This window comes from Bradyrhizobium ontarionense, assembly GCF_021088345.1.
Taxonomy (GTDB): Bacteria; Pseudomonadota; Alphaproteobacteria; order Rhizobiales; family Xanthobacteraceae; genus Bradyrhizobium; species Bradyrhizobium ontarionense.
Genome location: NZ_CP088156.1, coordinates 5,990,218 through 6,014,679 on the forward strand (window position 1 = coordinate 5,990,218; position 24,462 = coordinate 6,014,679).

The window sequence follows — 24,462 nt, forward strand, 5'->3', positions numbered from 1 at the left end:
TGGGTGCAGGCCAAGGCTGATTTTTAGCGGGGGAGGCTGCGATGCGCGGTATCGGAACTCGTCCAAAAGACGATATTGTTCAATCTCATCGGGCCGCCAATCTCGGCGACCAGGCGGACTGGGACCTGGTGCTGCGGGAATCGCATCATCGGATGAAGAACACGCTGACGCTGCTCGGTGCGTCAGTCCGCCGCGATCTGACGCGGGCGAGGCCTGGCGAAGTGTCGGCTGCCGTGGACCGGTTCGAGCGGCGTCTCGTCGCCTTCGGCAGGCTCTATCAATTCTTGTCGAATGACGAGGATCTTCCGGCGGTCTCCGTCGCAACCTTCTTCGAGGCACTCTGCGGGGCCGTGTCGGAGGCAATCCTGGAGCCTGCAGGGATCCGTTGTGAAGCCGCCATCGAGGACGGCATGCTGCCGGCTTCGCAATGTCATCGGCTCGCCCTGATGCTGACCGAGCTCATCACAAACGCGGCAAAGCATGCCTTTCCGACCAAGAAGGATGCACTGATCCGTGTCGATGTGGTCCGGCGCGACGGATGCTGGTTCTGCACGGTGGCCGACAACGGGGTCGGTGTGACCGGGCCGCTTCAGGGCACGGGTAGTCGTATTCTGGAAGGCCTGGCGCGAAGCATCCGCGCCCGGATGCACGGTGAGACCGGGCAAGACGGCACGCGCGTGACCATTGCAATGTCAGCCCTCGCCGATTGAAGTCGGTCGTCGAAGTTCTTCGTAGCGCCCGGCCCAGTTGCGTCGAATGCGATCACGACAAACTCGCCAGCAGCCGCTTTGCGGCAAGTAGATCGCCCGTGTCGAATCCCTCGTTGAACCTGTCAAACACCGGCCGGAGCATCTGGTCCGCGGCCGGCCGCTGGCCTTTGCCGGCCAACACCACCGCAAGATCATGCGCTGCGCGCAATTCCCAGCCTCGCGCGCCCTGACTGCGGCTCAGCGCCAGCGACTGCTCCAGACAGGCCTGGGCTTCCTCGATGCGCGGCTGGGCCATCGACTGAAGCAATCCTGCCTTCACCCGCAACAATTCCGGCATGTAGCAGGTGTCGCCATTGCGACCGACATTCCGGATCGTCTCGTCGAGGTGGGCGATTGCCCCATCGAGCCGGCCCGTCGCTGCGAGGCCTTGTGCCAGCGAGATGTTGAACTCGGTGGTGATGAGCTCGTAGCGCACGGCATGGATCGCTGCGAGGGAAGCGCTCAGGCTCGCAACGCCCTCAACGGCGTCGCCTTGCCGAATGGCAAGTTGCGCTCTGCGCGCGCGCCCGACGGCTGCGAGCGGACCGAGCGAGTTTGACTCGGCCATGGTGATGGATGCATCGATATGCCTCTCGGCATTGCGCAGATCTCCGGTCCACAGGAAGATCGATGCGGACCATGCGAGCAGGACGGTCACCGAAGCCGGATGATCCATCTGCCGCGCGCCATCGACGAACTCATGGACGCGTTGCACGGCCTGGGCCGGATAGCCCTGCAGCCACAGCGTGCGTGCCAAGGCGATGCCGGCCCGGTAATGCCTGTCATGGACGAGATAGATCGTGCTGCTCTGTTGTAACGGCGACCAGGTCTTGAACAGCTCTTCGAGCTCGACGCGCGCGCCGCTCAGATCTCCCATCATCAGAAGCGATCGACCCAGGATGGAATGTGCGAGCGCAAGCGCTGCGGGGTCGTCGACATCGTCGGCGACGGTCCGGCACCGCCGCGCAAAGGACAGCGCAACGTCGAAGTCGCCGCCCCGGAAGTGGAACATGTGGAGCATGCCGAGCAGACCGGCTTCATTGGGGGCGTCACGCTCTTCCTGCGCGATCTCCAGGCTGCTGTTCAGGGCGGCGCGTGCGTGCTCATTTTCTCCGTAAAGATGCATCGACGAGATGCCGAGGCCAGCCCGCAGATGCATCTGCTCCGATCTGCTCGCGGCCTGGCCGGCGGCCAATGCCCGTTCCGACCAGTGATGGCATTCGGGCAGCAGCGACATGGCCAGTAGGACCGGCACGGCGGCGGCTGCGAGTTCGATGCCAGTTCGCAGGTCGCCGTTCGGGCCGAAGCACCATTCCAGCGCAGCGCGAGCATTGCTGACGGCGGCAAAATAGGGAGCCCGTTCTGTCCCGGACAAGAGGCTGGACCATTCGGAGCCGGCTCGCTTGAGCCATTGCCGGCAATAGCGGGCATGGCGAACCGCCAGGGCCGCGGCCTCGCGGTCGTCGGCCGCCCTGTCGAGCGCGTAGGTGCGCGTGGTGTCGAGCAGGCGATATCGCATGACGGTGCCGAGCGAACGGGTCGCGACCATCGATTTGGCGACCAGGCTGTCGATCGCCGCAAACACGTCGGCCTGATCGAGCCCGTCGCCGGCCACGACGGCCAGGGCTGCGTCCAGCGTGAAGTTTCCGACGAAGATCGCAAGCCTGCGAAGCACCATGCGCTCGGTTTCGGAGAGCAGGCCGTAGCTCCAGTCGAGTGTCGCCTGGAGCGTCTGCTGACGTGGCGGCGCGGTGCGGGGGCCCGCCCACATTTGCGACAGCCGCTGGTCGAGAAGGGCCTCGGTTTCGTTCAACCCGTAGACATCGACGCGACGTGCCGCCAGCTCGATGGCAAGCGCGACTCCGTCGAGCTTGCGGCAAATGCGTGCGATGATGGCGGCATCGGAGTCGTCGAAGACCAGATTGGCGCCGCTGGCCGTTGCGCGTTCGACGAACAACTGGGTGGCTGGAAACGTCCGGACGGTGTCGGCCGAGAGGTGTTCCCGGTCGTCGACAGGAAAGGCAAGCGGGTCCAGCCGGTAGACATGCTCGCCCTCGACCTGGAGCGTTTCGCGGCTGGTGGCGAGAATATGAACCTGCGGCGCGTTGTTGAAGATCGCCGCCGCGAGCACGGCGACGGCCGCGATCAGGTGCTCGCAGGTATCGAGAACGAGCAGAAGATACTTGTCCCTGAGATGGGCAATCAGGCTGGACATAACGTCCTGGCTCTGTACGGACAGGCCGAGCGTGGAGGCGACGCCGGTAGCGACAAGACTGGGATCGCTCAGCATGCTCAGATCGACGAAGAGAACTGCGCCGTTGAAGACGGCGCGTAGTTGATGGGCAGTCGCCACCGCGACGGTGGTCTTGCCAATGCCGCCAGAGCCAACGATGGTCACAAACCGCTCGGCGTAGAGCTGTTTCGACAGCCTTTCGAGGTCGTCCTCGCGATCGATCATCGCGCTCAGCCGGTTGGGCAGATTGTAGTGCACGAATGCCGGCGAACCGTCGGAGAGGGGATGAGGCTGGTTGCGAACCGGGCGGGGCGTCCGCGAGATCGCCGCGACAAAGCTGTAGCCGCGTCCGGGTGTCGTCGAGACGTAGCGCGCGCCGTCCTTGCCGTCGCCGAGCACCTTGCGCAGGGCCGCGACGTGGAAGCGCAGGCTGCCCTCCTCGACCGCAATGCCGGGCCAGACCTTCGCAATCAGCTCGGTCTTGTCGATGATCTCGTTGGGGCGCGACAGCAGCGTCACCAGGATTTCATAGGCCCGCGCCCCGAGCTCCATGCGGACACCATTTCTCGTCAGCCGTCTCTCGTTGACGGTCAGCTCAAACGGACCGAACGAGATCGTTTCCTGACTCTGCGCTGGCGGCGGCATCGTTGCGTCGTCTTTCTTAGCGCTTTGAACTGGTTTGGATTTTAGGTCGGAACCGGCGTCGGGCGCCAGATCAAATCGGGCGCAAGCCCCGCCGGGCGGGGATCCGGCGGCCGCGACGGGCCTGCCGAGCTGCTCGCAACAGCTAACGACCTCTAACAACCCATAACGCGCAATATTCCTTGGATCGCGCGATGGTCACCCTGCCGATTGGGGCTTCGAAAAGCACGAAGTCAGATCCTCGAACCAGGGAGGCCGCCATGACCACGACCGAGATGGGCCGGCAAGCTGACGCCAGGCCCTCGACATCGCGTGGAATTGATCTAAGGCTCGAGATCGTTGTCATTCCCGTCTCCGACGTCGATCGGGCGAAGTCCTTCTACACGGGTCTGGGCTGGAGGCTGGACGCCGATTTTGCGTCCGGCCCCGACTACCGCGTGATCCAGTTCACGCCGCCCGGCTCGGCCTGCTCGGTGATCTTTGGCACGAACGTGACGGCAGCGGCGCCCGGTTCGGCGCAAGGCTTGTACCTCGTCGTCTCGGATATCGAAGCGGCCCGCAAGGAGCTGCTCGGCCGGGGTGTCAAAGTCAGTGAGCCGTTCCACGACGCCGGCGGCAATTTCACCGGACCCGATGCGCCATACCTGTTCGGCCGCCGTCGCATCGACGGTGTCGATCCCGAGCGTGGCAGCTATCGCTCGTTCGCCTCGTTCAGTGATCCCGACGGCAATGGCTGGCTCTTCCAGGAGGTGACCGCACGACTTCCCGGACGCGTCGAAGCCGCCGACACGGCGTTCACCTCGTCAATAGAGCTCGCCGCAGCGCTGCGGCGTGCAGCGTCCGCGCATGGCGAGCACGAGAAGCGCGCCGGTGGGCACGATGACAACTGGGCGGACTGGTACGCCGACTACATCGTGCGTGAGCAGGCCGGCGAGCCCCTGCCGTCCTGACGCGCGATAACAGGATCAGGAGAATCGTGATGGCGCTGCGTCGTCTCGATGTGGTCGAGGGTCGCAGCGCCGTGAGGTTTTGCTGGATGCGTCCGGGACGCCTCGCCTCGAGTTCGCGCACGAGATCCATGGCGGGATCTACGCGTCGCCCGTCTCGCAACGGCTAACGCGGTCTAACAATCCATAACGGGCAAATGGCCGGCGCCTGCGCCAATGTGTTTGCAGCACGAACCGATCGATCCACTTCGAATTCGGTCAACGTCGCCAGCAAAGCCAGGGAGATTGACGATGCCGATACAAATACGCACCGATGTCCTGAATCCCGACCGCCGCCAGTTGCTGGGCCAAGCCGCGATCGGCGCGGTTGCTGCGAGCGTCGCGAGCCTGCTGCCTCCGGATCGCGCGCAGGCGACGGCGAGCGGCGCAATCCGCCCATTCCGGGTCGACGTTCCCGAGGAAGACCTGCTCGACCTGCGCCGCCGCCTGGCGGCCACGCGGTGGCCGGATCGCGAGATCGTCACCGACCAGTCGCAGGGCGTGCAATTGACGACCGTCCAGCAGCTCGTGCGCTACTGGCAGACCGACTACGACTGGCGCAAGATGGAAGCGCGGCTGAATGCCCTGCCGCAGTTCATCACCGAGATCGACGGCGTCGACATCCATTTCATTCACGTGCGCTCCAAGCACGAGAACGCCCTGCCGATGATCGTCACGCATGGCTGGCCCGGCTCGATCATCGAGCAGATGAAGATCGTTGGCCCGCTCACCGATCCCACGGCGCACGGCGCCAAGGCATCCGAGGCGTTCGATCTGGTCATCCCGTCGCTTCCGGGCCATGGCTTTTCCGGCAAGCCGGCGACGCTGGGCTGGGACCCGCAGCGCGTCGCGCGTGCATGGGTCGTGCTGATGAAGCGGCTCGGATACACCCGTTATGTGGCCCAGGGCGGGGACTGGGGCAACGCCGTGACCGAGCAGATGGCGCTGCTGGCGCCGCCCGAGTTGCTCGGCATCCACACCAACATGCCCGCAACGGTTCCCGATGATATCGCCAAGGCGCTGCAGCCTGGCGGGTCGCGCCCATCCGGACTCTCCGCCGACGAGAACTCTGCCTACGACCAGCTCGACGATTTCTACAAGCACGGCCTCGGCTATGCGATCGAGATGTCGAACCGGCCGCAGACGCTCTATGGCCTCGTGGACTCGCCGGCGGGTCTTGCGTCCTGGATGCTCGATCACGACGCGCGCAGCACCGCCATGATTGCGCGGGTGTTCGACGGAAAGATCGAAGGTCTGTCGCGGGATGACGTCATCGACAACATCACCCTCTATTGGCTGACCAATACGGCTGTGTCGTCGGCGCGCCTGTACTGGGAGAACAAGCTGGTCTTTTTCGAACCCAAGCACGTCGAGATTCCGGTCGCCGTCAGTGTGTTCCCGGACGAGATCTATGCGGCGCCGCGCAGCTGGGCCGAGAAGGCCTACGCCAAGCTCATCCACTACAACCGCCTCGACAAGGGCGGGCACTTCGCGGCCTGGGAGCAACCCGCGCTGTTCTGCGCGGAAATGCGTACCGCATTCCGTCCGCTGCGCCAGTCGATCTGAGACGAAACGGGGACGCGCACCATCGCGCGTCCCTCCTTCAGGACCATATCAGGAGTGCAAACCGTGAATCGCCCAGAACGAAGTTTCACGACCGGGGATATCAGGCTGGAGCGCCGGCTGCCGTCATATTGGCGCGTCACCTTCGACATGCCTCCGGTGAACATCTTCGGCCCGAGACACCTTCCGCTGCTCAGCGACATCATCACCGCCATCGAGACCGATCCGCAGGTCAAGGTCGTGGTGTTCGACAGCGCAGTCGATGGCTTCTTCATCACGCATTACGACTTCCTCGCACCGCTCGAGGACTCCCAACGCGTCCCGCCCGGTCCGACCGGCCTTCAGGCCCTTCCAGACATGCTGGTGCGTCTCAGCCGGGCGCCGGTCGTGTCCATCGCCGCGATCCGCGGACGCGCGACCGGTGTCGGCAGCGAACTCGCGCTCGCGAGCGACATGCGCTTCGCCAGCCGCGAGAAGGCCATCCTGTCGCAATGGGAGGTCGGCGCGGGCCTGGTGCCCGGCGGCGGGCCGATGGCGCGGCTGCCGCGCCTGATGGGTCGCGGCCGCGCACTCGAGGTGTTGCTCGGCGCTGACGACATCCATGGCGATCTCGCCGAACGCTATGGCTACGTCAACCGGTCGCTGCCGGACGCCGAGCTCGACGGCTTCGTCGAGGCGCTCGCCATGCGCATCGCATCCTTCGACAAGGACGCGATCGCAGAGACCAAACGCCTCGTCGATGTCGCGAGCCTGCCGCCGGACCTCGAGATCAAGCCGGAGTGGGACGCGTTCCTGGCCTCGCTCGGCCGTCCGGCAAGCCGGAACAGGATCAAGGCGCTGATGGCGCGCGGCTTCCACCGCGCGGGCGACGTCGAGAGCCGGCTCGGCTTCCACGTCGGGCAGCTCGGCGACTGACGAAAAGACTGCGGCGCTCGACCACAGGGCGCGGAGCACCGGTGCCGACATGAACGATCCGGCGCGACCGCAAGTCGTGCCGGGCCAATCCGGAACAAGGGGACCTGATCATGGGCTTTACGATCAACATCAACGGAACGCCGCGCAGTGTCGATGTCGACGGCGACACGCCGCTGCTCTGGGTGCTGCGCGACGTGCTCGGCATGACCGGTACCAAGTTCGGCTGTGGTCAGGCGCTGTGCGGGGCGTGCACCGTCCACCTCGATGGCTCCGCCATTCGCTCGTGCATCACGGCCATCGACAGCATCGGCGACTCCAAAGTGACGACGATCGAGGCGATCGGCGCGACGGCGGCGGGCGAACGCATACAGAAGGCCTGGCTCGACCGCGAGGTCGCCCAGTGCGGCTACTGCCAGTCCGGCCAGATCATGTCGGCGACGGCGCTGCTCACGGACAAGCCGCATCCGACCGATACGGATATCGACGATGCCATGAGCGGCAACATCTGCCGTTGCGGCACCTATGTCCGCATCCGCGAGGCGATCAAGCTCGCCGCGCAAACGCGTGTGAAGGAGGGTTGACCATGATCTTCGATCGCGCGACATCCCGCTCGTCCGACACGAGCCTTTCCCGCCGAAGCTTTCTGGTCTCCGCCGCGATGACGGGCGGAAGCCTCGTGATCGGCTTTGCCGTGCCGCTCGGCCAGAGCAGCGCCACGGGTGCGGACGGTTTCGCGCCCAACGCCTTCATTCGTATCGGCAATGACGGCCAGGTCGTGCTGACCATGCCCTATGTCGAAATGGGGCAGGGCACCTATACGTCGATCCCGATGCTGATCGCCGAGGAGCTCGAGGTCGATCTGAAGCGGGTCAGGCTCGAGCATGCGCCGCCGAACGAGAAGCTCTACGTCAATCCGCTGCTGGGCGTTCAGGCGACCGGCAATTCGAACGCCATTCGAGGTGCCTGGAAGCCGCTCCGCGAAGCCGGCGCCGCCACGCGCCTGATGCTCATCGAGGCGGCCGCGAAGCGGTGGGGCGTCGAGGCCAAGTCCTGTCACGCCGAAGCCGGCGAGGTCATCCATAGCCCGAGCGGGCGGCGCCTGTCGTATGGCGAGCTCGTCGCGGATGCGGCGCGTCTGCCGCTTCCGACGAATGTGGTGCTGAAGAGCCCGGCGGAATTCAAGCTGATCGGAACGCCAGCCAAGCGGCTCGACGCGTCGGGCAAGGTCAATGGCTCCGTGGTCTACGGCATCGATGCCCGGCCGACGGGAGTGAAGATCGCGACGCTGGCTCAATCGCCCGTGTTTGGCGGCCGCGTGAAGAGCGTGGACGACGGCGCCGCCAAGCTGATCAAGGGCGTGCGCCAGATCGTTCGGCTCGACGATGCGGTCGCCGTCATCGCCGATCACATGGGCGCCGCGAAGAAGGGGCTGGAAGCCCTCAAGATCGAATGGGACGAGGGCGCCAATGCAGCCTTGGCGACCGAGGAGGTCGCGCGCGAGCTTGAGCAGGCCACCCTCAGGGCTGGCCCGGTCGCGCAGAACGTCGGCGACGCCGGAACGGCGATGGCAAATGCGGCGACACGGATTGCGGCGAACTATCACGTGCCGTTCCTCGCGCATGCCACGATGGAGCCGATGAACTGCACCGTGCATGTCCGCGACGGTGAATGTGAGATCTGGCTCGGCACCCAGGCAATCGCGCGGGTCCAGGCGATGGCGGCGAAGGCCGCCGGCCTGCCGATCGAGAAGGTGATCGTCCACAATCATCTCATCGGCGGTGGCTTCGGGCGCCGCCTGGAAGCGGACGGCGCGGTGCGCGCGGTCCAGATCGCAAGGCAGGTCGATGGTCCCGTGAAGGTGGTGTGGACGCGCGAGGAGGACATCCAGCACGACATGTACCGGCCCTATTGGGTGGATCGCATCGAGGCGGGCCTCGACAGGGATGGAAGGCCTGTCGCCTGGACCAATCGCTTCGCCGGCTCGTCGGTGATCGCGCGCTATCTTCCGCCCGCCTTCAACAACGGCCTCGATCCGGATACGACGGAAGGCGCGATCGATCTGGTCTACGCACTTCCGAACTTCCACGTGGAGTATGTGCGCGTCGAGCCGCCCGGCATCCAGACGGCTTTCTGGCGCAGCGTCGGCCCCTCGCACAACGTCTTCGTCACCGAGAGCTTCATCGATGAGCTGGCGGCGGCTGCCAAGCAGGATCCAGTGGCCTATCGCCGCGCGCTGCTGGATCACAATCCGCGGGCGAAGGCCGTGCTCGATCTTGCCGCCGAAAAGGCCGGGTGGGGTGCTCCATTGCCGAAAGGCTGGGGGCGCGGCATTGCCCTGCAGAACGTCTTCGGAAGTCTGCTGGCGCAGGTTGCCGAAGTCGAGATCGCGAAGGACGGCTCGGTCCGGGTTCATCGCGTCGTCTGCGCGATGGATTGCGGCACCGTGGTCAATCCGGACACGGTTCAGGCGCAGCTCCAGAGCGGCGTGATGTTCGGCGTGACCGCCGCGCTCTACGGCGAGATCACGCTCAAGAACGGCCGTGTGCAGCAGGCCAATTTCGATACCTACCAGGTGCTGCGCATCAACGATGCGCCGGCAGTCGAGGTCCACCTCGTCAAGAGTGCGGAGCCGCCGGGCGGAATGGGCGAGGCCGGCACGTCCGGCATCGTTCCCGCCATCGCCAACGCCGTCCCGGCTGCGAAAGATGCCCATCGACCCCAACGCGCTCAAGGTGTGAGCAAGACCACCATCAGCAAGGAGAAACATCATGATCCGCAAGGCAACGGCATTTTGGCGCGGCACCGGCCGGGATGGCAGCGGGCACCTGTCCAGCGAATCCGGCGTGCTCGCCGAGACGCCCTATTCGTTCAAGACCCGCTTCGAGAACGAGAAGGGCACCAATCCGGAAGAGCTGATCGCGGCGGCACACGCGGGCTGCTTCACGATGGCGCTGGCCTTCGGCCTGCAGCTCGCGGGATTCACGCCGACCGAGCTTTCTACCGAGGCGGCCGTCACGCTCGAGCCGGAAGGCAAGGGTTTCAAGATCAGCAAATCGACGCTCACCCTGCGCGCCAAGGTGCCGAACCTCGACGATGCCGGCTTTGCCCGCATCGCCGGCGAAGCCGAGAAGAATTGCCCTGTGTCGAAAGTGCTCAATGCTGCGATCACGCTCGACGCCAAGCTGATCTAGCCGGACACGGCAGGGAGCGCGCCATGGCCCACCAGCATCAGCCTGATGAGGACAGGTTTCGGGCGATCCTGCCCGAGGACATTGCGTGGAAGCCGTTCCCGGCGTTTCCGCCGGGCGCGCGGCTGGCCGTCATGGTCGGCCATCCCGCCGAGCCCGGCCCTTACGTCGTCCGGGTCAAGGTGCCCGGGGATACGAAGCTGATGCCGCACAAGCATCCGGAGGACCGCATCTACACGGTCATGTCGGGTGTCTTCTACATCGGGCTCGGCGAAGTCTTCGACGGCGACAAGGTGACAGCCTATCCGCCGGGCAGTGTCATCGTCCTGCCCGGCGAGACCTGGCATTTCCACTGGGCGAAATCAGGCGAGTACGTAACGCAGGTTTCCGCGATCGGTCCGCTTGGCCTTGAATATCACGACCCCCACGATGATCCGCGCAAGCCAGCGCAAGGAGGGCCATGATGCGCGCTCTTACAGGCTTGGAAAGCGCTACGCGAAGCGGGCGCCGGCTGTTGGCCGCTGCGATGGCTGCGGTCGCTGTTCTCGTCACCGGCGCCCAGGCCGAGGGCACGGAGCAGCTGCGTGCCGATCAGGTCGATCACCACGTCGTGAAGATCGACGGCACGCGGTTCCACTACGTCACGGCTGGCAGCGGAGATCCGGTGTTGCTCATTCCGGGGTGGCCCGAGAGCTGGATCGCCTGGCGGAAGGTCCTGCCGTTGCTGGTCGGTGCCGGGCGCCGCGTCGTTGTGCTCGACGCTCGCGGCTTCGGTGACAGCGACAAGCCGCTCGGTGGTTACGATCTCGACACCGCCGCGCGCGACCTGCATGGGTTTCTTGAAGCGACCAGCCTTGCCGCCCCGGGAGGGGTGGACATTGTCGCCCACGATGTCGGCACCTGGATCGCGCATGCCTTGGCTGCAAACTATCCGGCCGACGTCAAACGGCTGGTGTTGACCGAATCGAACATCCCGGGGGTGACGACATTCGCGACGGTCGGAATCCCGAGCGAAGCCATGAACCTGAAGAGCTGGCAATTTGCATTCAACCGGCTCAACGATCTCCCGGAAATGCTGGTCCAGGGACATGAGCAGGCTTTCCTGGCCTGGATATTCGCGACCAAGAGCTTCCGATCCTCCGCGATCGAGCCGGCAGCTCTCGAGGAGTATACGCGGGTGTATTCCGCGCCTGGAGCGATGCGTGCCGGCTTTGCCTGGTACCGGTCGAACTTCGACGCAGCGGGTCTCGCGGAAGCGAAGCTGCGGGCGGCAAAGCGGTTGACGATGCCGGTCCTGGCGCTCGGGGGATCCGAAGGCGTGGGTGACGCGCTTCGGGCAACTGTTACGACCATCGGAGACCGCGTTCAGGGCGGCTCGATCGCCCCGGCGCTGGCTCAGCCGGGGGACGGCTGCGGTCACTTTCTCCCGGAGGAATGCCCGGACGAACTGAGCAAGGCTATCCTCGATTTCTGGCGCTCGACAGCGGAATGAGCCGAACGTCCGATACTTCCAAGAGTGAGGGTTTCACGATGCGCGCGCGATGCAGGGGCTTCGTCATGCCGTTTACGGTTGCAGTGCTGGTCGGCGGGATCGCATGCATGGCTCCCGCAACGGGACAGGCTGATGACGACTCGGCCCCGATCTCCGGGTTGAAACTGCCATCCGGGTACCGTGATTGGAGGGTGATCTCCGTGGCTCATGAAGAAGGAAAGCTCAACGATCTGCGCGCCATTCTCGGTAACGACATCGCGATTGCGACGTCGCGGGAAGGAAAGCTCCCGTACCCGGATGGCGCTATCATTGTCCGGCTCGCCTGGAGTTACGACCCACTCGAGGAAAGCGCCCAGGCCTTCGGCCATCCCCAGTCCTACGTGGCCGGACGGCCCAAGAACGGAGTCCAGGTCATGGTCAAGGATTCCAGCAGATACGCCGCCAGCGGCGGCTGGGGGTTTGCTCAATTCGATGACGGGGAACCCGTCGGCGAGGCGGTGCAAAGCACCTGCTTTGCTTGCCATTCGATTGTCAAAGCCCGAGACTTTGTCTTCAACCACTATGCTCGCTGAAACACGATCTCGATCAATTGGAGCACGTCACATGACAAAAGAGCGCGCAGTGCTTGCCGGAGGCTGCTTCTGGGGCATGCAGGATCTCATCCGCAAGCAGCCGGGCGTGATCTCGACCCGGGTCGGCTACACCGGCGGACAGGTGAAGAACGCGACCTATCGCAATCACGAAGGGCATGCCGAGGCGATCGAGATCATCTTCGATGCCGCGAAGACGAGCTACCGGACGATGCTGGAATTCTTCTTCCAGATTCACGATCCCACGACGCTCGATCGTCAGGGCAACGATTGGGGCACGAGCTACCGTTCAGCCATCTTCTACACGACGGACGAGCAGAAGAGGATTGCCGAAGACACGATTGCCGACGTCGAGGCCTCGCATCTTTGGCCCGGCAAGGTGGTGACCGAAGTCGCGCCCGCCGGCGAGTTCTGGGAGGCCGAGCCCGAGCATCAGGATTATCTCGAGCGTTATCCGGACGGCTACACCTGTCATTTCATCCGTCCCGGCTGGAAGCTGCCGCGGCGCGCGCAAGCTGCTGCGGGAGGCTAGCCATGGCGAAGGGATACTGGATCACCTTCTATCGCTCCATCTCCGATCCGGATGCGCTGGCCGCCTATGCGAAGCTCGCGGGGCCCGCGATCACCGGCAATGGCGGCCGCTTCCTTGCCCGCGGTGCCGCCGCGAAGACCTATGAGCAGGGCATTGCCCAGCGCACCACCGTGATCGAGTTCGATAGCGTCGAACGCGCTATCGCCGCTCACGACAGTCCCGCCTATCAGGAGGCGCTCGAGGCGATGGGCAACGCCTGCGAGCGCGACGTTCGCATCGTCGAGGGGCTGGGCTGAAGGCCGTTGCCGCGGGACGGACCCACGAGCGGAGCCTGCAAGATCGCGTCGACCGATTGTTGCCGCCAACGTCGCTCAGGCCCGAAGCTGCGTGATCAGGCCACGCGCCATGCGCATGTCGGCGGTGTCCGCTCCCTCGGTAAGCCGCCCGCAGATCGTCTCGAGAACTTCCGCCGCCTCCGCGTTGCGGCCCTGCGTCATCTCAAGGCGCGCGATGCTGATCGCGCATCTCAGCTCCCAGAAGCAGGCACCCTGTTGGGTTGCGATTGCCATGGCCTCGCGAAAGCACGCCTCGGCGCCGGTCGATTGCTCCGCGTCCTTGAGCATCAGTTCGCCCTTGATGCGGATCAACTCCGGCAAATACCACCGTTCCTGCCGGTCGTCGCAGCGCTTCAGGACGTCCTCGATGGCGGCGAGACCGCGATCGACCTGGCCGGCCTCTCCAGAGCATGCCGCCAGTTCGCCCAGCAGGGGAAGAAAGCGCGGCAGGACACGGGCGTCGCCTGCGCGATTGAGCTCCTCGCGCAGCAGCGGCAGGCCTGCCGAGATGTCCCCGCTCCTCGCGACGATCATCGCGTTGAAGGCGCGGGCCCAGAGACCCCAGAGTCGGATCGCGTGGCGGTCGGCGTGTCCGAGCAGCTCGGCGCCATGGCGTTGCGCGGCATCGTAGTCGCCGGCGAAGAAGGCGAGGAGGCAGGCGCTTTGCCCGAGCACGCTGCAGAAGGTCAGCGCGTGGCCGTTCGCTCGCCCTTCCTCGATGTTGCGTGCGGCGAGCTCGAGCGCCTGGTCGGCCAGGCCCTGCAGCCACAGAATGCGGGCCCGGAAATATTGCGTCGATACCCTGAGATCGAGCGGGAAGATCTTCGGCTTCTCGGTCAGCACATGCAGGGAGGCGTTCACCCGGTCGATGCGGATCCGGGCCTCGGTCTGGTCGCCGAGATAATGCAGTGCGACCGCCATCAGCCGGTCGGCCAGCATCAGGTCGGTCGTGTCGGGGGAGCTTGCCGCGATCGTGGTGAAGCGATCGGCAAGCGCGCGCGCGTTGCCGAACTCACCATTGTTGAACTGGTCGATGCACAATCCCCACAGCGCCCGCAGCCGAAAATCCTTGTCGTCGAGCCGGTCCGCCAGCTCCAGCGTCGCCTCGAGGATCGGGCGAGCTTCGCGCGCCCGGCCTTCGCCGTACATCAGCGACCAGCCGAGGGCGGCCAGGAGCTGCACGCGAAGCCGGTCGACGCCGTCGGCGTCGTCGCCGAGCACCGCAAGCGCGGCCCTCGTCCGCTCGCGGCATTCGGCGAACAGCGACAGGCGCACCCACAGCGTGACGGCGGCTGCCGTCAGCGCGATGCCGAGCGCAGCGTCGCCGTCGGCGGAGAAGGCCCAGTCCAACCCCGCGCGTACATTGTCCAGCTCGCCGCCATAGGTGTTCAACCATGCGTGCAGCGGCGCGGATGTCTCGGTTTCGGCGCGATTGAGCAGGTCGCGGAAATACTCCGCGCGGCGCTGCGCAAGACGCCGTTCTTCTCCCGACCCGGCGAGCTTTCCGAGAGCATAGGTTCGTGTCGTGTCCAGCAGGCGATAGCGCAGCGTCCGCGCGCCCGACGGGACGATCAGCGATTTGGTGACGAGGTTGTCGATCGCCTCGCTCGTTTCGGACGGGCTGAGCCCGTCGCCGGATGCGATGGCCGCGGCAGCCTCCGGCGTGAACGGTCCGACGAACACCGACAATCGTCGCAGGATGGTGCGTTCGGAGGCCGACAGCAGATCGTAGCTCCAGTCGAGAGCGGCGCTCAGTGTCTGGTGTCGCGGAATGGCCGTGCGCCGGCCGCGCCATTGCAGTGAGAAGCGGCTGTCGAGGAGCGCCGCCGTGCCGGCGATGCCGTATGCGTTGACGCGGCCGGCCGCGAGCTCGATTGCAAGCGCGATGCCGTCAAGGCGACGGCAAATGTCCGCGACGAACGGCGCCTCTTCCGCGCTGAGCTCGAATGGCCCCGAGCCCTGGGCGATGCGTTCGACGAACAGTTGTGCCGCGGGGTAGGCGAGGATCTCCGCAACGCCGAGATCGTCCCGCTGGGGCGGACAATCCAGCGGGAAGAGTCGAAAGATCCGTTCGCCCTCGCTGCGGAACGACTCCCGGCTGGTGGCAAGGACGTGCAGTTGCGGCACGTCGCGGACGAGACGTTCGGCGAGCGGCGCCAGGGTCTCCAGCACATGTTCGCAGCTGTCGAAGATCAGCAGCGTCCGCTTGTCCTGCAGATTTGCCAGCAGCGCCGGTAGCGGATCGTCCACGCTGACGGCCAGCCCCACCGCCGAGGCGATTGCGGTCGCGACGAGTCTGGGATCCCTCAACGGTCCGAAGTCAATGAAGAAGACCTGTCCGACGAAGTCCGCGGAGCGGCGATGCGCGACGGTGACCGCGACGGCGGTCTTGCCGATACCGCCCGGGCCGACCACGGTGATGAAGCGGTGCAGCGAGAGCCCGATTGAAATCTTTTCAACGACGTCCTCCCGCCCGATCATCTTCGCGAGCGAAGGAGGCAGCGGTGCGCGAGGCGCGGCGGCTTCGACGGAGGCAGGGGCGACCGAAGGCACCGCCTGGGCGAGCGGAGCGGCAAAGCAGTAGCCGCGTCCGGGGACGTTCACGACATAGCGGGCTGACTTGCCGGCATCGCCGAGCACCTTGCGCAAGGCGGCGATGTGGAAGCGAAGGCTGCCTTCATCGACATGCACGTCGGCCCAGATGCGCTTGACCAGCTCCCGCTTGTCGACGACCTCGCCGGGCCGCTTGGCAAGGACGATGAGGATGTCGAGGGCACGACCGCCGACATGAAGCTGCGCGCCATCCTTCTCCAAGAGCCTGGACTTGGGGAATAGGCGAAATGGCCCAAATGAAATGGCCGAGTCCTGATTGTCATTGTCTGGCATGCGCCATCGTCCCCTCGGCAGGGAGTCAAGAATTGCTTGGTATTTCTGTACCAGATCGAGGCGTGGAGTAAACTGGCGGAAGCGGCAGGACCGGCTTGGTAGCCAACCCGGTTGCCGTGCCACGTGCTGCGGACATGTTGTTTCGAACGAATGGCTCAAGCGAATGCCGAGCCCGACCGGCAGGCTGCTGGTTGCGGCGGGAGCGCGCAGGATCTACCTGATCGAGCTGATGCGATCGCCCAGACAACCGATCCTGCAAGTGGTCGTGACTTGGAATGGGCTGAGAATGAGTGGTTAGGAGTGGCCTCGTCCCTGGGGTGCTTGAGGACTTGCGGAATTGAACATGCGTTTGCTCTCACGCCGACAACTCATCAATGCCGCCGCATGTGCAGGCGCGCTTGCCGCAGTCGCGCGCAACGGAAGAGCCGCCGACTATCCGTCGCGCCCCATTCGACTGGTCATTCCATATGCCGCGGGTGGATCGGGTGACCAGATTGGGCGCCCCTGGGTCGACGGCATGGCATCGCAGCTTGGTCCGGTTTTCGCCGAGAACATCGGGGGGGCGGGCGGAGCGATCGGCGCTGCGGCAGTCGCGCGCGAAAAGCCTGACGGCTATTCGCTTCTTCTGGGCAACGGCAGCACGCAGGTCATCATTCCCTTGGCAGAACGGCCCGCCTACTCCGCCGGCGACTTCCGAGCAATCTACCGGCTGGTCTCGAGCGCGCTCGTCTTCGCGATTCATCCTTCGGTGCCCGCGCGGGATCTGCAAGCCCTGATCGCGTACGCCAAGGTCAATCCCGGCAGGCTCTCCTATGGCACGCCCGGCGTTGGCACCGGAAATCACCTCGTTGGCGAAATGTTCAAGCGGCAGGCAGGCGGGCTCGATATCGTCCATATTCCCTATCGTGGCGTGGCGCCGGCAACGAATGATCTCGTCAGCGGTCAAATCCCATTGTTGATCGCCGTCATGTCGATTCAATTGCAGCAACTGAGCCGGGCCGGCAGGCTTCGATTGCTCGCGGTCACCACCGACACGCGGCTAAGCGCGGCACAGGAGATACCGACCGCAGTCGAATCCGGCATGCCGGATCTTCGATATGAGGGATGGTTCGGCTTGTTTGCACCCAGCCTGACCCCGGATTCGATCGTCGACCGGATCGCGCTATCGACGCGCGCGGTCATGGCGGACCCGGCTCTGCAGGCAGCCTACCGTTCCCAAGGTCTGGAGCCGGACAGCCAGTCGAGCCCGGACAAGTTCCAACGTATTGTTGAAGCCACGTCGGCAAGCCTGGCTCCCGTGATCAAGTCGATCGGGCTCAGGCCCGGTTAGATAAGACCTTCAGCTTGTTCGGCGCATCCACGACGCATGCACTTCAGGTTGCGATTTGCCAGGATCATCTCGGAACAAGAGTCAGGTGATCGGAATCTTCTCCGCGAACTGGGTGTGCCTTCGGATATCGAATCCTGTAAAGCTTGCTGCAGATTCGCCGGCCGTGCCTCGCGTCGCCGATCCAACACGAGACCTCTGTGACATCTTCTCATCGTACTGCCCGCAGCGCAACGCAGCGGAAGACCGCTTCTCCAAAGCAGGCGACTTCACCAAAGACGACTGCTCCACGAAAGAAGGCTGCTTCGCGAAAGGACGCCGCCACTTCGTCAAGGAAGACAGCTTCGTCCCGGCCCGGCATATCCTCCTCATCTCCGCTGGGGATGTTGGCACTGCATCTGCTGACGCAGTGGCAGACATCCGGCCGCGGCGGTCTCGTGTTTCTCTGCGAAAACGAGGGCCGGGCGGAACGGCTGGGCGGGATCATCCACGCGCTCGACCCCGCCTGCGACGTGCTCGTCTTCCCGCGATTGAATACGCTGCCGTTCGATCAGCTGAAGCCCTCGCAAGACATCGCCGGCCGGCGAAGCTCGGTGTTGAGACGCCTTGCCGCATCCAAGAAGCCGATCCTTGTGATCACCACGCCTGAAGCCGTGATGGAACGGCTGCCGCTGCCGGCGAACTGGTCGCGGGTCAACCTGACCTTGAAGATCGGCGGTGCGCATTCGGAAGCCGATCTCAAGGCCCGTCTCGAAGGGCTCGGATACGATCTCGACGACAGTCCGGATTTTCCCGGCGGCGTGCTGTTTCACGGCAATACGTTCGAGATATTTCCGGCCGGCGCGCCCGGCCCGTTCCGGATCGGCCATTCCGGCGGCAAGATCCGGCAGATCACGGCATTCAATCCGGTCGATCAGGAAGTCGTTTCCGAGCTGAAAGAGCTGCTGGTGGACCCGATGTCCGAGCGGGCGGCATTCACGGATCGCGGCCGGAAGAAGTCCAGCCTGTTCGACTACTGCGCGCGCGCCACATGGATCGCCGACGCGGCCGTACCCGCGCAGGCCGGTGCCTGGCTGAGCACGATCGAAGAAGCGGCTGCCCGCGCGGAGCGGGATCGCGCCTATCTGAGCCGACGGGAATGGGAGCAGGCGACGAAGCAGATCGATGTGCTGCCGCCGACCGCTACCTATCGTCCGATTCCCGAATTTTCCAGGCTGGCCTCGCCCCGCAAGGCCCTGCGCACTTTCGTCGAGGAGGCGCAACGCAAGGGGGCGCGCCTCCTGTTCGTCGCTGCCGTGGAGGCGGATTTGCGCCTGATGGCCCGGATGAGCGGCGTGAAGGCGCCATGCGTCGCGGACTGGGCGGAAGCGACAGTCAGAGGCCGACGCGAGGCGGCCGTTCTGGCGGGCTTCGATGCGGGCTTTGTCATTCCTGGGCAGAAGCCCATCGTGGTCATCACGGCCGGCGACGTGCTCGGAAGCAGGGCGCATCATCCTCAAACGATGAGCCCGGTCTGGACGCCGGGATTCGATGCGGTGGACGTTCCTCCGATTGGTTCGGTGGTCGTCCATCTGCAGCGGGGGCTGGCCCGCCTGGACGGCTTGCGTGCGATGGGCGCAGCAGGCCTGTCGGCGCGGGAAATGGTGAGGCTGGTGTTCGCCGGGAATGACGCGATGCTGGTCCCGCTGGCTGAGCTGACCTTGATCTGGCCCTACGCATCGGAGTTGGGCAACGTTTCGCTCGACAAGGCCGATGGAAGTTCATGGCGGCCCCGCCGGGCCGGCGCCGAGAACGAAATTCAGATTGTCGCCAAGCAACTTGCCAAGCGGCTGAGCCAGCGACGGCGTCGATTGGCGCCGAAGCTGGTGCCACGCGCTGCCAGCTACGAGAAGTTTGTTGCCCGATTTCCGTATTTCACGACGGTAGACCAGGCGAAAGCCATCGGCGACGTGCTGGATGATCTGGCCTCGGGCCACGCGATGGACCGGATCGTCTGCGGCGATGTCGGCTTCGGCAAGACCGAGGTGGCGTTGCGCGCGACTGCGGCCGCGGTGCTGGCGGGAAAGCAGGTCGCAATCGTGGTGCCGACGACGGTGTTGGCGCGACAACACGTCGAGACGTTTCGAAAGCGCTTTGCACCTCTCGGCATCGAGGTCGGAAACCTTTCGCGGGTCGCGTCGGCCGCCGAAGCGCGGCAGGTGAAGGACAGCCTCAAGACCGGGGCACTGAAAGTCGTGATCGGAACCCAGTCGCTGGCATCAAAGGACGTGAAATTTTCCGATCTCGGCCTGGTCATCATCGATGAGGAGCAGCATTTCGGTGCGGCTGAAAAGGCGACGCTGTCGAGCCTCAACAAGAATGGCCACCGGCTTTGGATGAGCGCGACACCGATTCCGCGCACGCTTGCGGCCGGGTTGACCGGATTGCGGGATCTCAGCGTGATCGCGACGCCGCCGGTTCATCGCGTCCCGATCGCCACCAGGGTCGCGCCGCTGTCCGATGCCGCGATCGCCGCCGCCCTGCTGCGCGAGCACAGGCGGCGCGGTCAGAGCTTCGTCATCTGCCCCCGGATTCAGGATCTCGATCCGATGTTGGCCCGGATTCACTCCCTCGCGCCTGAACTGCGCATCACCAGCCTTCATGGCAAGCTGCCCGCCGATGAGCTCGACGAGCGGCTGATGGGGTTCGTCGAGGGCAACGCAGATGTTCTGCTTGCGACCAACCTCGTGGAAAGCGGTCTCGACATCCCGCGCGCGAACACCATCGTGGTATGCTGGCCGGAGAAGTTCGGGCTGGCTCAGCTGCATCAGCTCAGGGGACGGGTGGGGCGCGGCGGCATCCGGGCGTTTGCGCATTTCCTCACCGATTCAGGTTCCGAGCGTTCGGAGAAGCGGCTGGCCGTTCTCGAAGAACTCAGCCGGCCTGGTGCGGGATTTGCGATCGGCGCACGGGATCTCGACCTCCGCGGCGGTGGCGATCTGCTCTCCGACAAACAGTCGGGCCACATGCAGGTGTTCGGGTCCACGCTCTATGGCCATCTGCTGAATCTGGCACTGGAAGGCGATCGCGCTGGAATGTCCGCGTTCTGGGTCCCGGAGTTGAACTTGCCGATTCCGGAACTGCTGCCGTCGAGCTACGTGCAATCGGAAGCGGTCAGGCTTGAAATCTATGTTCGGGCCGCTCGGTGCCGAGGTGAAGACGAGCTGGAGGAGCTCGAGGACGAAACGCTCCGCAGGTTTGGTAAGCTGCCGCCGTCTGCGGTCGATTTCTTCGCCGTCGCGAGGCTCAGGATCAGTTGCAAGGAGAGGGGAATTATCCGGCTGGATGTAGGACCGGAGGCGATTGCGGCAACGTTGCTCGCGGGGCGGCTCAGGAAATCGTGCTCGCGGCTGCTGCAACGCGATGGAGACCGCGTCATCTATCCGAGCAAGAGCGAAGAGCATCCGTTGAAACGTGTCGAGGAGCTTTTCGACCTGCTGGACCAATAACGGCCTTGCGTGATGTCCAGCGGTGCCAAGCTACATATCGCAACCGGAGAGATCCCGCAGATCTCTCGTTCGAATCGTTCGACTTAGTTGCCGCCAAGCGATGTCGAAGGCGGTGTAGGCCGGCGCGAGCTAGAAGATGCATCCGCTGGTCTGCGGATCATCGCCATCCTGATTCGGCGGCAAGTTGACGCAGCCCCGCGAGGCGCATGATGGAATGCCCGGCAAGTTTCTGCGCTAACTCCATGCCGTTGTGATCGCCGGCGCGATCGGCTTCGTCGAGATAGATGTTGGACAGCTGCTCCGCGCGGCGCAGCGCGCGACGCTTGATCTGTTCGATATCGGCAATGCCTTCGTCAGTGCGGTTTCCGTCGGGCGGTGGCAGCGGCTCCGGCAGCGGAGCCGCACCGAGGGTCAAGAGCTGTTGGCGCTGGGCGGGGTCCAACCCCTGCGCCCAGGTCATCATGTCCCGAAGCAGCAGGCTCTCCAGCAACGCCGCCGATTCGGGCTGCTCGGTTGCGCCGGTTTTCGCGGCGGCATCAGCTGCGGCCCTCCGCTCGGTCCGCCAGGCTGCCCGACGCTCACGACGCAGCAGATTGCCGTCGTCGAGCGCCTCGCGCGCCAAGCCTTCCGCGGTCTGCCGGACGGCTGCGTCCTCGGCAAGCGCGACGACGTAGGTCCAGAACACGAAGCCGCGCTGACGCTGGCGCACCGCGAGCGCCCACGCGGTGTAAGCGGTCGACAATCCGGAGTTCTCGATCTCGGCCAATTCCGCGGCCGGGACGAGATCAAGCGGAGCCCAGCGCAGATCGCTCGCATCAGGAGGCTTGCCGCACGCGGCGCGGCATGCGGTCGTGAGAGTTGCGGCACGATCACGCTCACGCGTGACGAGCGCTTCGAAGACGCGGCGCAGCGGAGCAAAGCCGTCGTCGTCTCTCGCGGCAAGCTCACCGTAGCGCTGGACAGCCTTTTGCGCGAAATCGAACGCGATCGCGTAGAGCTCGGCCAAGTTCCGCACCGGACCCGGCGGCACGGCGGTCAGAAGCGGCTCACTGCGCATGTCGGATATCCTCTCTTTGTAGTTTGACTCGATAACAGTGCCGCAGTTTGATCCAGCGCAAACATCAAGCTGGGCGGTGTCCTAAGCAAGACGTCGCGGACTATGACGCTCGCACTCCAGAACAACGGCGTTCTGCTGAATTCTGGAACCATGCGCTTTGAACAAATCCGTCAACCTCATTGTCGTAGTTGCAGCCCTGACCATTTTCGGCTGGTTCGGTGGCCTCGGCCAGGCTTGCGCCGCGGGCCGGCTGAACGACTATCTGGCCAAGGCCGAGCCGGCGGAACTGGTGCCGGGCGCGAACCGTTTTGGACCGATGCAGGGCGATCCTGCGATTGCGCCCGCCTACAAGGATGATCAACTCGCAGGCTTCGTCTACCTGAACTCCGACTTTGCCAACGCCATCGGCTACTCCGGCAAGCCGATCCAGCTGTTGATCGGCATCGATCCGAAGGGGGTGATTACCGGCCTCAAGCTCGTCGATCACAAGGAACCCATCGTGCTCGTGGGCATTCCGGTGGCGCGGATATTGGAGGCGGTCAACAAGCTGATCGGCACCGACATGGGCCGCGTCGCGAGCGGCACGGCGCCCGCGCCGCAGGTCGACATCGTCAGTGGCGCCACCGTCACCGTGCTGGTGATGGGCGACAGCATCGTCCGCTCCGCAACCAAGCTGATCAGGGGCGGCCGGCTCGGCGCTCCGGGTAACGCCACCGCCAGCGCGGCGCCGCAGGCCGCCAAGGTGATCGATCCCGGAAAGAGCGAGATTCGCGATTGGGCGAGCCTCGTCGGTGACGGTTCGGTCCGCCGGCTGACCCTCACCATTGCCGACGTCAACAAGGCCTTCGAGAAATCGGGCAGCGCAGGAGCGGCCGCGCATCCCGAGGAGGGCGATCCCGACGACAGTTTTATCGACCTCTACGTTGCCGACGTCGCGGTGTCGACCATCGGCCGCAGCCTGCTCGGTGATGAAGGCTTCAACCGGCTGGTAGGCCGGCTCAAGCCCGGCCAGCAGGCGTTGGTGGTCGCGGGATCGGGCCGGTATTCGTTCAAGGGAGCGGCGTATGTCCGCGGCGGCATCTTTGACCGCATCGAACTGATCCAGGACACCAACAGTATCCGCTTTCGCGACCGCGACCACACCAGGCTGGGGGGCCTTGCCGCCGCTGGCGCGCCTGAGTTCCCCGAGATTGCGCTGTTCGTGGTGCCCCCGGAGTTTGCCCTTGATCCGACCGAGCCGTGGGTGCTGCAACTCCTGGTCCAGCGCGTGGTCGCAACTCGGGAAAAAGCCTGGCTCACCTTCGATCTCGGCTACACGCTGCCGGACGCCTATCAAAAACGTGAGCCGGCGCCGCCGCTCCGGCCGCAGGCCGCCGCCGTACCGTCGGCGGGGCACGCAGCGAGCGAGGCCCCGGTCGCCGCAAGGATCGCGGCGGGAAACATTCTTGCGCCGTCGGAAGACGACCCGCTGTGGATGAAGATCTGGCGCGGTGACGTAGTCAAGATCGCCACCACGGTGTTTGCACTCGGCGCGCTGACCCTGATCTTCTTCTTCCAGAATACGCTGGTGCGCCGCCCCAGGCTTTACGCATGGATTCGCCGTGGCTATCTGCTCTTCATCCTGGTCTGGCTCGGCTGGTACGCGAACGCCCAGCTTTCTGTCGTCAACGTCCTGACCTTCGCCAACTCGCTGCTGACCGGCTTCAGCTGGGAATACTTCCTGTCGGCTCCGCTGATCTTCCTGCTCTGGGCCTCGATCGCCGCCGGACTTCTGTTCTGGGGACGCGGGCCATTCTGCGGCTGGCTCTGTCCGTTCGGGGCGCTGCAGGAACTGCTTAACAACATCGCCCAGGCGGTGAAGATTCCGCAATACAGGCTGCCGTGGGGTCTGCACGAGCGGCTGTGGCCGATCAAATACATCATCTTCCTCGGCCTGTTCGGCATGTCGCTGTACTCCACCGCATTTGCGGAGCAATTGGCGGAGGTCGAGCCGTTCAAGACCGCCATCGTCCTGAAGTTCGCGCGCGAATGGCCGTATGTCATCTACGCCTTGACGACGCTGTCCGCCGGCCTGTTCGTCGAGCGCTTCTTCTGCCGCTACATGTGCCCGCTCGGTGCGGCGCTGGCGATTCCGGGGCGGATCCGGATGTTCGAGTGGTTGCGGCGCTGGCCTGAATGCGGCTCGCCCTGCCAGCGCTGCGCCAAGGAATGCCCGGTACAGGCGATTCACCCCGAGGGGCACATCAACGTCAATGAGTGCATCTACTGCATGCATTGCCAGGAGCTGTATTTCGACGACCACCGCTGCCCGCACATGATTCAGGTGCGGCTGAAGCGCGAGAAGCGCGATGCGCTGTCGTCGCCCTCGATGCGCGGCGGCGGCAAGGGGCCGAGCACGATTATCACCGCCGGCAGCAAGCCTATCGACCTGCCGACCGCCGATGCGGTCACACCACCTGCAACCTGAAAGCCCTGGAGG

At 64.9% G+C, this 24,462-nt stretch carries 16 protein-coding genes and 1 pseudogene; 14 read left to right on the forward strand and 3 right to left on the reverse strand.

All coding sequences use genetic code 11. From position 1 onward, the window contains the following. The first annotated feature begins 41 nt into the window (after nucleotides 1–41). A complete protein-coding gene (locus tag LQG66_RS26350; RefSeq protein ID WP_231318558.1) occupies nucleotides 42–710 on the forward strand; it encodes a sensor histidine kinase in 669 nt (222 codons plus the stop codon). Between the two features lie 52 nt (nucleotides 711–762). On the opposite strand, the gene LQG66_RS26355 is transcribed toward LQG66_RS26350, so the two are convergent. Further along, nucleotides 763–3,627 (reverse strand): ATP-binding protein, encoded by a 2,865-nt coding sequence (locus LQG66_RS26355; RefSeq protein ID WP_231318559.1) that lies wholly within the window; start codon nucleotides 3,625–3,627, stop codon nucleotides 763–765. Between the two features lie 257 nt (nucleotides 3,628–3,884). Between LQG66_RS26355 and LQG66_RS26360 the strand changes: the two genes are divergently transcribed. From LQG66_RS26360 to LQG66_RS26405, 10 genes and pseudogenes are all read left to right on the forward strand, one after another. Further along, entirely contained in the window at nucleotides 3,885–4,574 is a 690-nt protein-coding gene (locus LQG66_RS26360; RefSeq protein ID WP_231327946.1) for a VOC family protein, read from the forward strand. Nucleotides 4,575–4,862: 288 nt separating this feature from the next. Next, entirely contained in the window at nucleotides 4,863–6,176 is a 1,314-nt protein-coding gene (locus LQG66_RS26365; protein WP_231318560.1) for an epoxide hydrolase family protein, read from the forward strand. Nucleotides 6,177–6,239: 63 nt separating this feature from the next. Then, nucleotides 6,240–7,088 (forward strand): enoyl-CoA hydratase/isomerase family protein, encoded by an 849-nt coding sequence (locus tag LQG66_RS26370; protein WP_231318561.1) that lies wholly within the window; start codon nucleotides 6,240–6,242, stop codon nucleotides 7,086–7,088. A gap of 110 nt (nucleotides 7,089–7,198) precedes the next feature. Continuing rightward, complete coding sequence (locus LQG66_RS26375) at nucleotides 7,199–7,669, forward strand: (2Fe-2S)-binding protein (protein ID WP_231318562.1); 471 nt, start codon at nucleotides 7,199–7,201, stop codon at nucleotides 7,667–7,669. A 77-nt stretch (nucleotides 7,670–7,746) separates the two neighbouring features. After that, nucleotides 7,747–9,624 (forward strand): annotated as a pseudogene (locus LQG66_RS26380) (xanthine dehydrogenase family protein molybdopterin-binding subunit); the annotation flags it as partial. Between the two features lie 232 nt (nucleotides 9,625–9,856). Further along, nucleotides 9,857–10,279 carry an OsmC family protein gene (locus LQG66_RS26385; RefSeq protein WP_231327947.1) on the forward strand — a complete coding sequence of 141 codons (423 nt, stop codon included), beginning with the start codon at nucleotides 9,857–9,859 and terminating at the stop codon, nucleotides 10,277–10,279. A 607-nt stretch (nucleotides 10,280–10,886) separates the two neighbouring features. Further along, nucleotides 10,887–11,768: an alpha/beta fold hydrolase gene (locus LQG66_RS26390; protein ID WP_231318563.1), complete on the forward strand. Its 882-nt coding sequence runs from the start codon at nucleotides 10,887–10,889 to the stop codon at nucleotides 11,766–11,768. Nucleotides 11,769–11,833: 65 nt separating this feature from the next. Next, nucleotides 11,834–12,340, forward strand: coding sequence for a cytochrome P460 family protein (locus LQG66_RS26395; protein ID WP_231318564.1), 507 nt, complete (start codon nucleotides 11,834–11,836; stop codon nucleotides 12,338–12,340). A 31-nt stretch (nucleotides 12,341–12,371) separates the two neighbouring features. Continuing rightward, nucleotides 12,372–12,890: a peptide-methionine (S)-S-oxide reductase MsrA gene (gene msrA, locus LQG66_RS26400; RefSeq protein WP_231318565.1), complete on the forward strand. Its 519-nt coding sequence runs from the start codon at nucleotides 12,372–12,374 to the stop codon at nucleotides 12,888–12,890. A gap of 2 nt (nucleotides 12,891–12,892) precedes the next feature. Next, nucleotides 12,893–13,186 carry a DUF1330 domain-containing protein gene (locus LQG66_RS26405; protein ID WP_231318566.1) on the forward strand — a complete coding sequence of 98 codons (294 nt, stop codon included), beginning with the start codon at nucleotides 12,893–12,895 and terminating at the stop codon, nucleotides 13,184–13,186. 75 nt (nucleotides 13,187–13,261) lie between these two features. Here LQG66_RS26405 and LQG66_RS26410 read toward each other — a convergent pair whose 3' ends face one another. Next, on the reverse strand, nucleotides 13,262–16,111 hold the full coding sequence (locus tag LQG66_RS26410) for an ATP-binding protein (protein WP_231318567.1): 2,850 nt from the start codon (nucleotides 16,109–16,111) through the stop codon (nucleotides 13,262–13,264). A 343-nt stretch (nucleotides 16,112–16,454) separates the two neighbouring features. Between LQG66_RS26410 and LQG66_RS26415 the strand changes: the two genes are divergently transcribed. Next, a complete protein-coding gene (locus LQG66_RS26415; RefSeq protein ID WP_231318568.1) occupies nucleotides 16,455–17,441 on the forward strand; it encodes a Bug family tripartite tricarboxylate transporter substrate binding protein in 987 nt (328 codons plus the stop codon). Nucleotides 17,442–17,821: 380 nt separating this feature from the next. After that, the gene (locus tag LQG66_RS26420) at nucleotides 17,822–20,926 is read left to right on the forward strand and encodes a DEAD/DEAH box helicase (RefSeq protein ID WP_231327948.1); all 3,105 of its coding nucleotides are present in this window, start codon (nucleotides 17,822–17,824) and stop codon (nucleotides 20,924–20,926) included. 157 nt (nucleotides 20,927–21,083) lie between these two features. On the opposite strand, the gene LQG66_RS26425 is transcribed toward LQG66_RS26420, so the two are convergent. Further along, nucleotides 21,084–21,983: a ferritin family protein gene (locus tag LQG66_RS26425; protein ID WP_231318569.1), complete on the reverse strand. Its 900-nt coding sequence runs from the start codon at nucleotides 21,981–21,983 to the stop codon at nucleotides 21,084–21,086. Between the two features lie 196 nt (nucleotides 21,984–22,179). Here LQG66_RS26425 and LQG66_RS26430 point away from each other — a divergent pair, with 196 nt between their 5' ends. After that, a complete protein-coding gene (locus LQG66_RS26430) occupies nucleotides 22,180–24,450 on the forward strand; it encodes a NosR/NirI family protein (protein ID WP_231327949.1) in 2,271 nt (756 codons plus the stop codon). Nucleotides 24,451–24,462 lie beyond the last annotated feature (12 nt).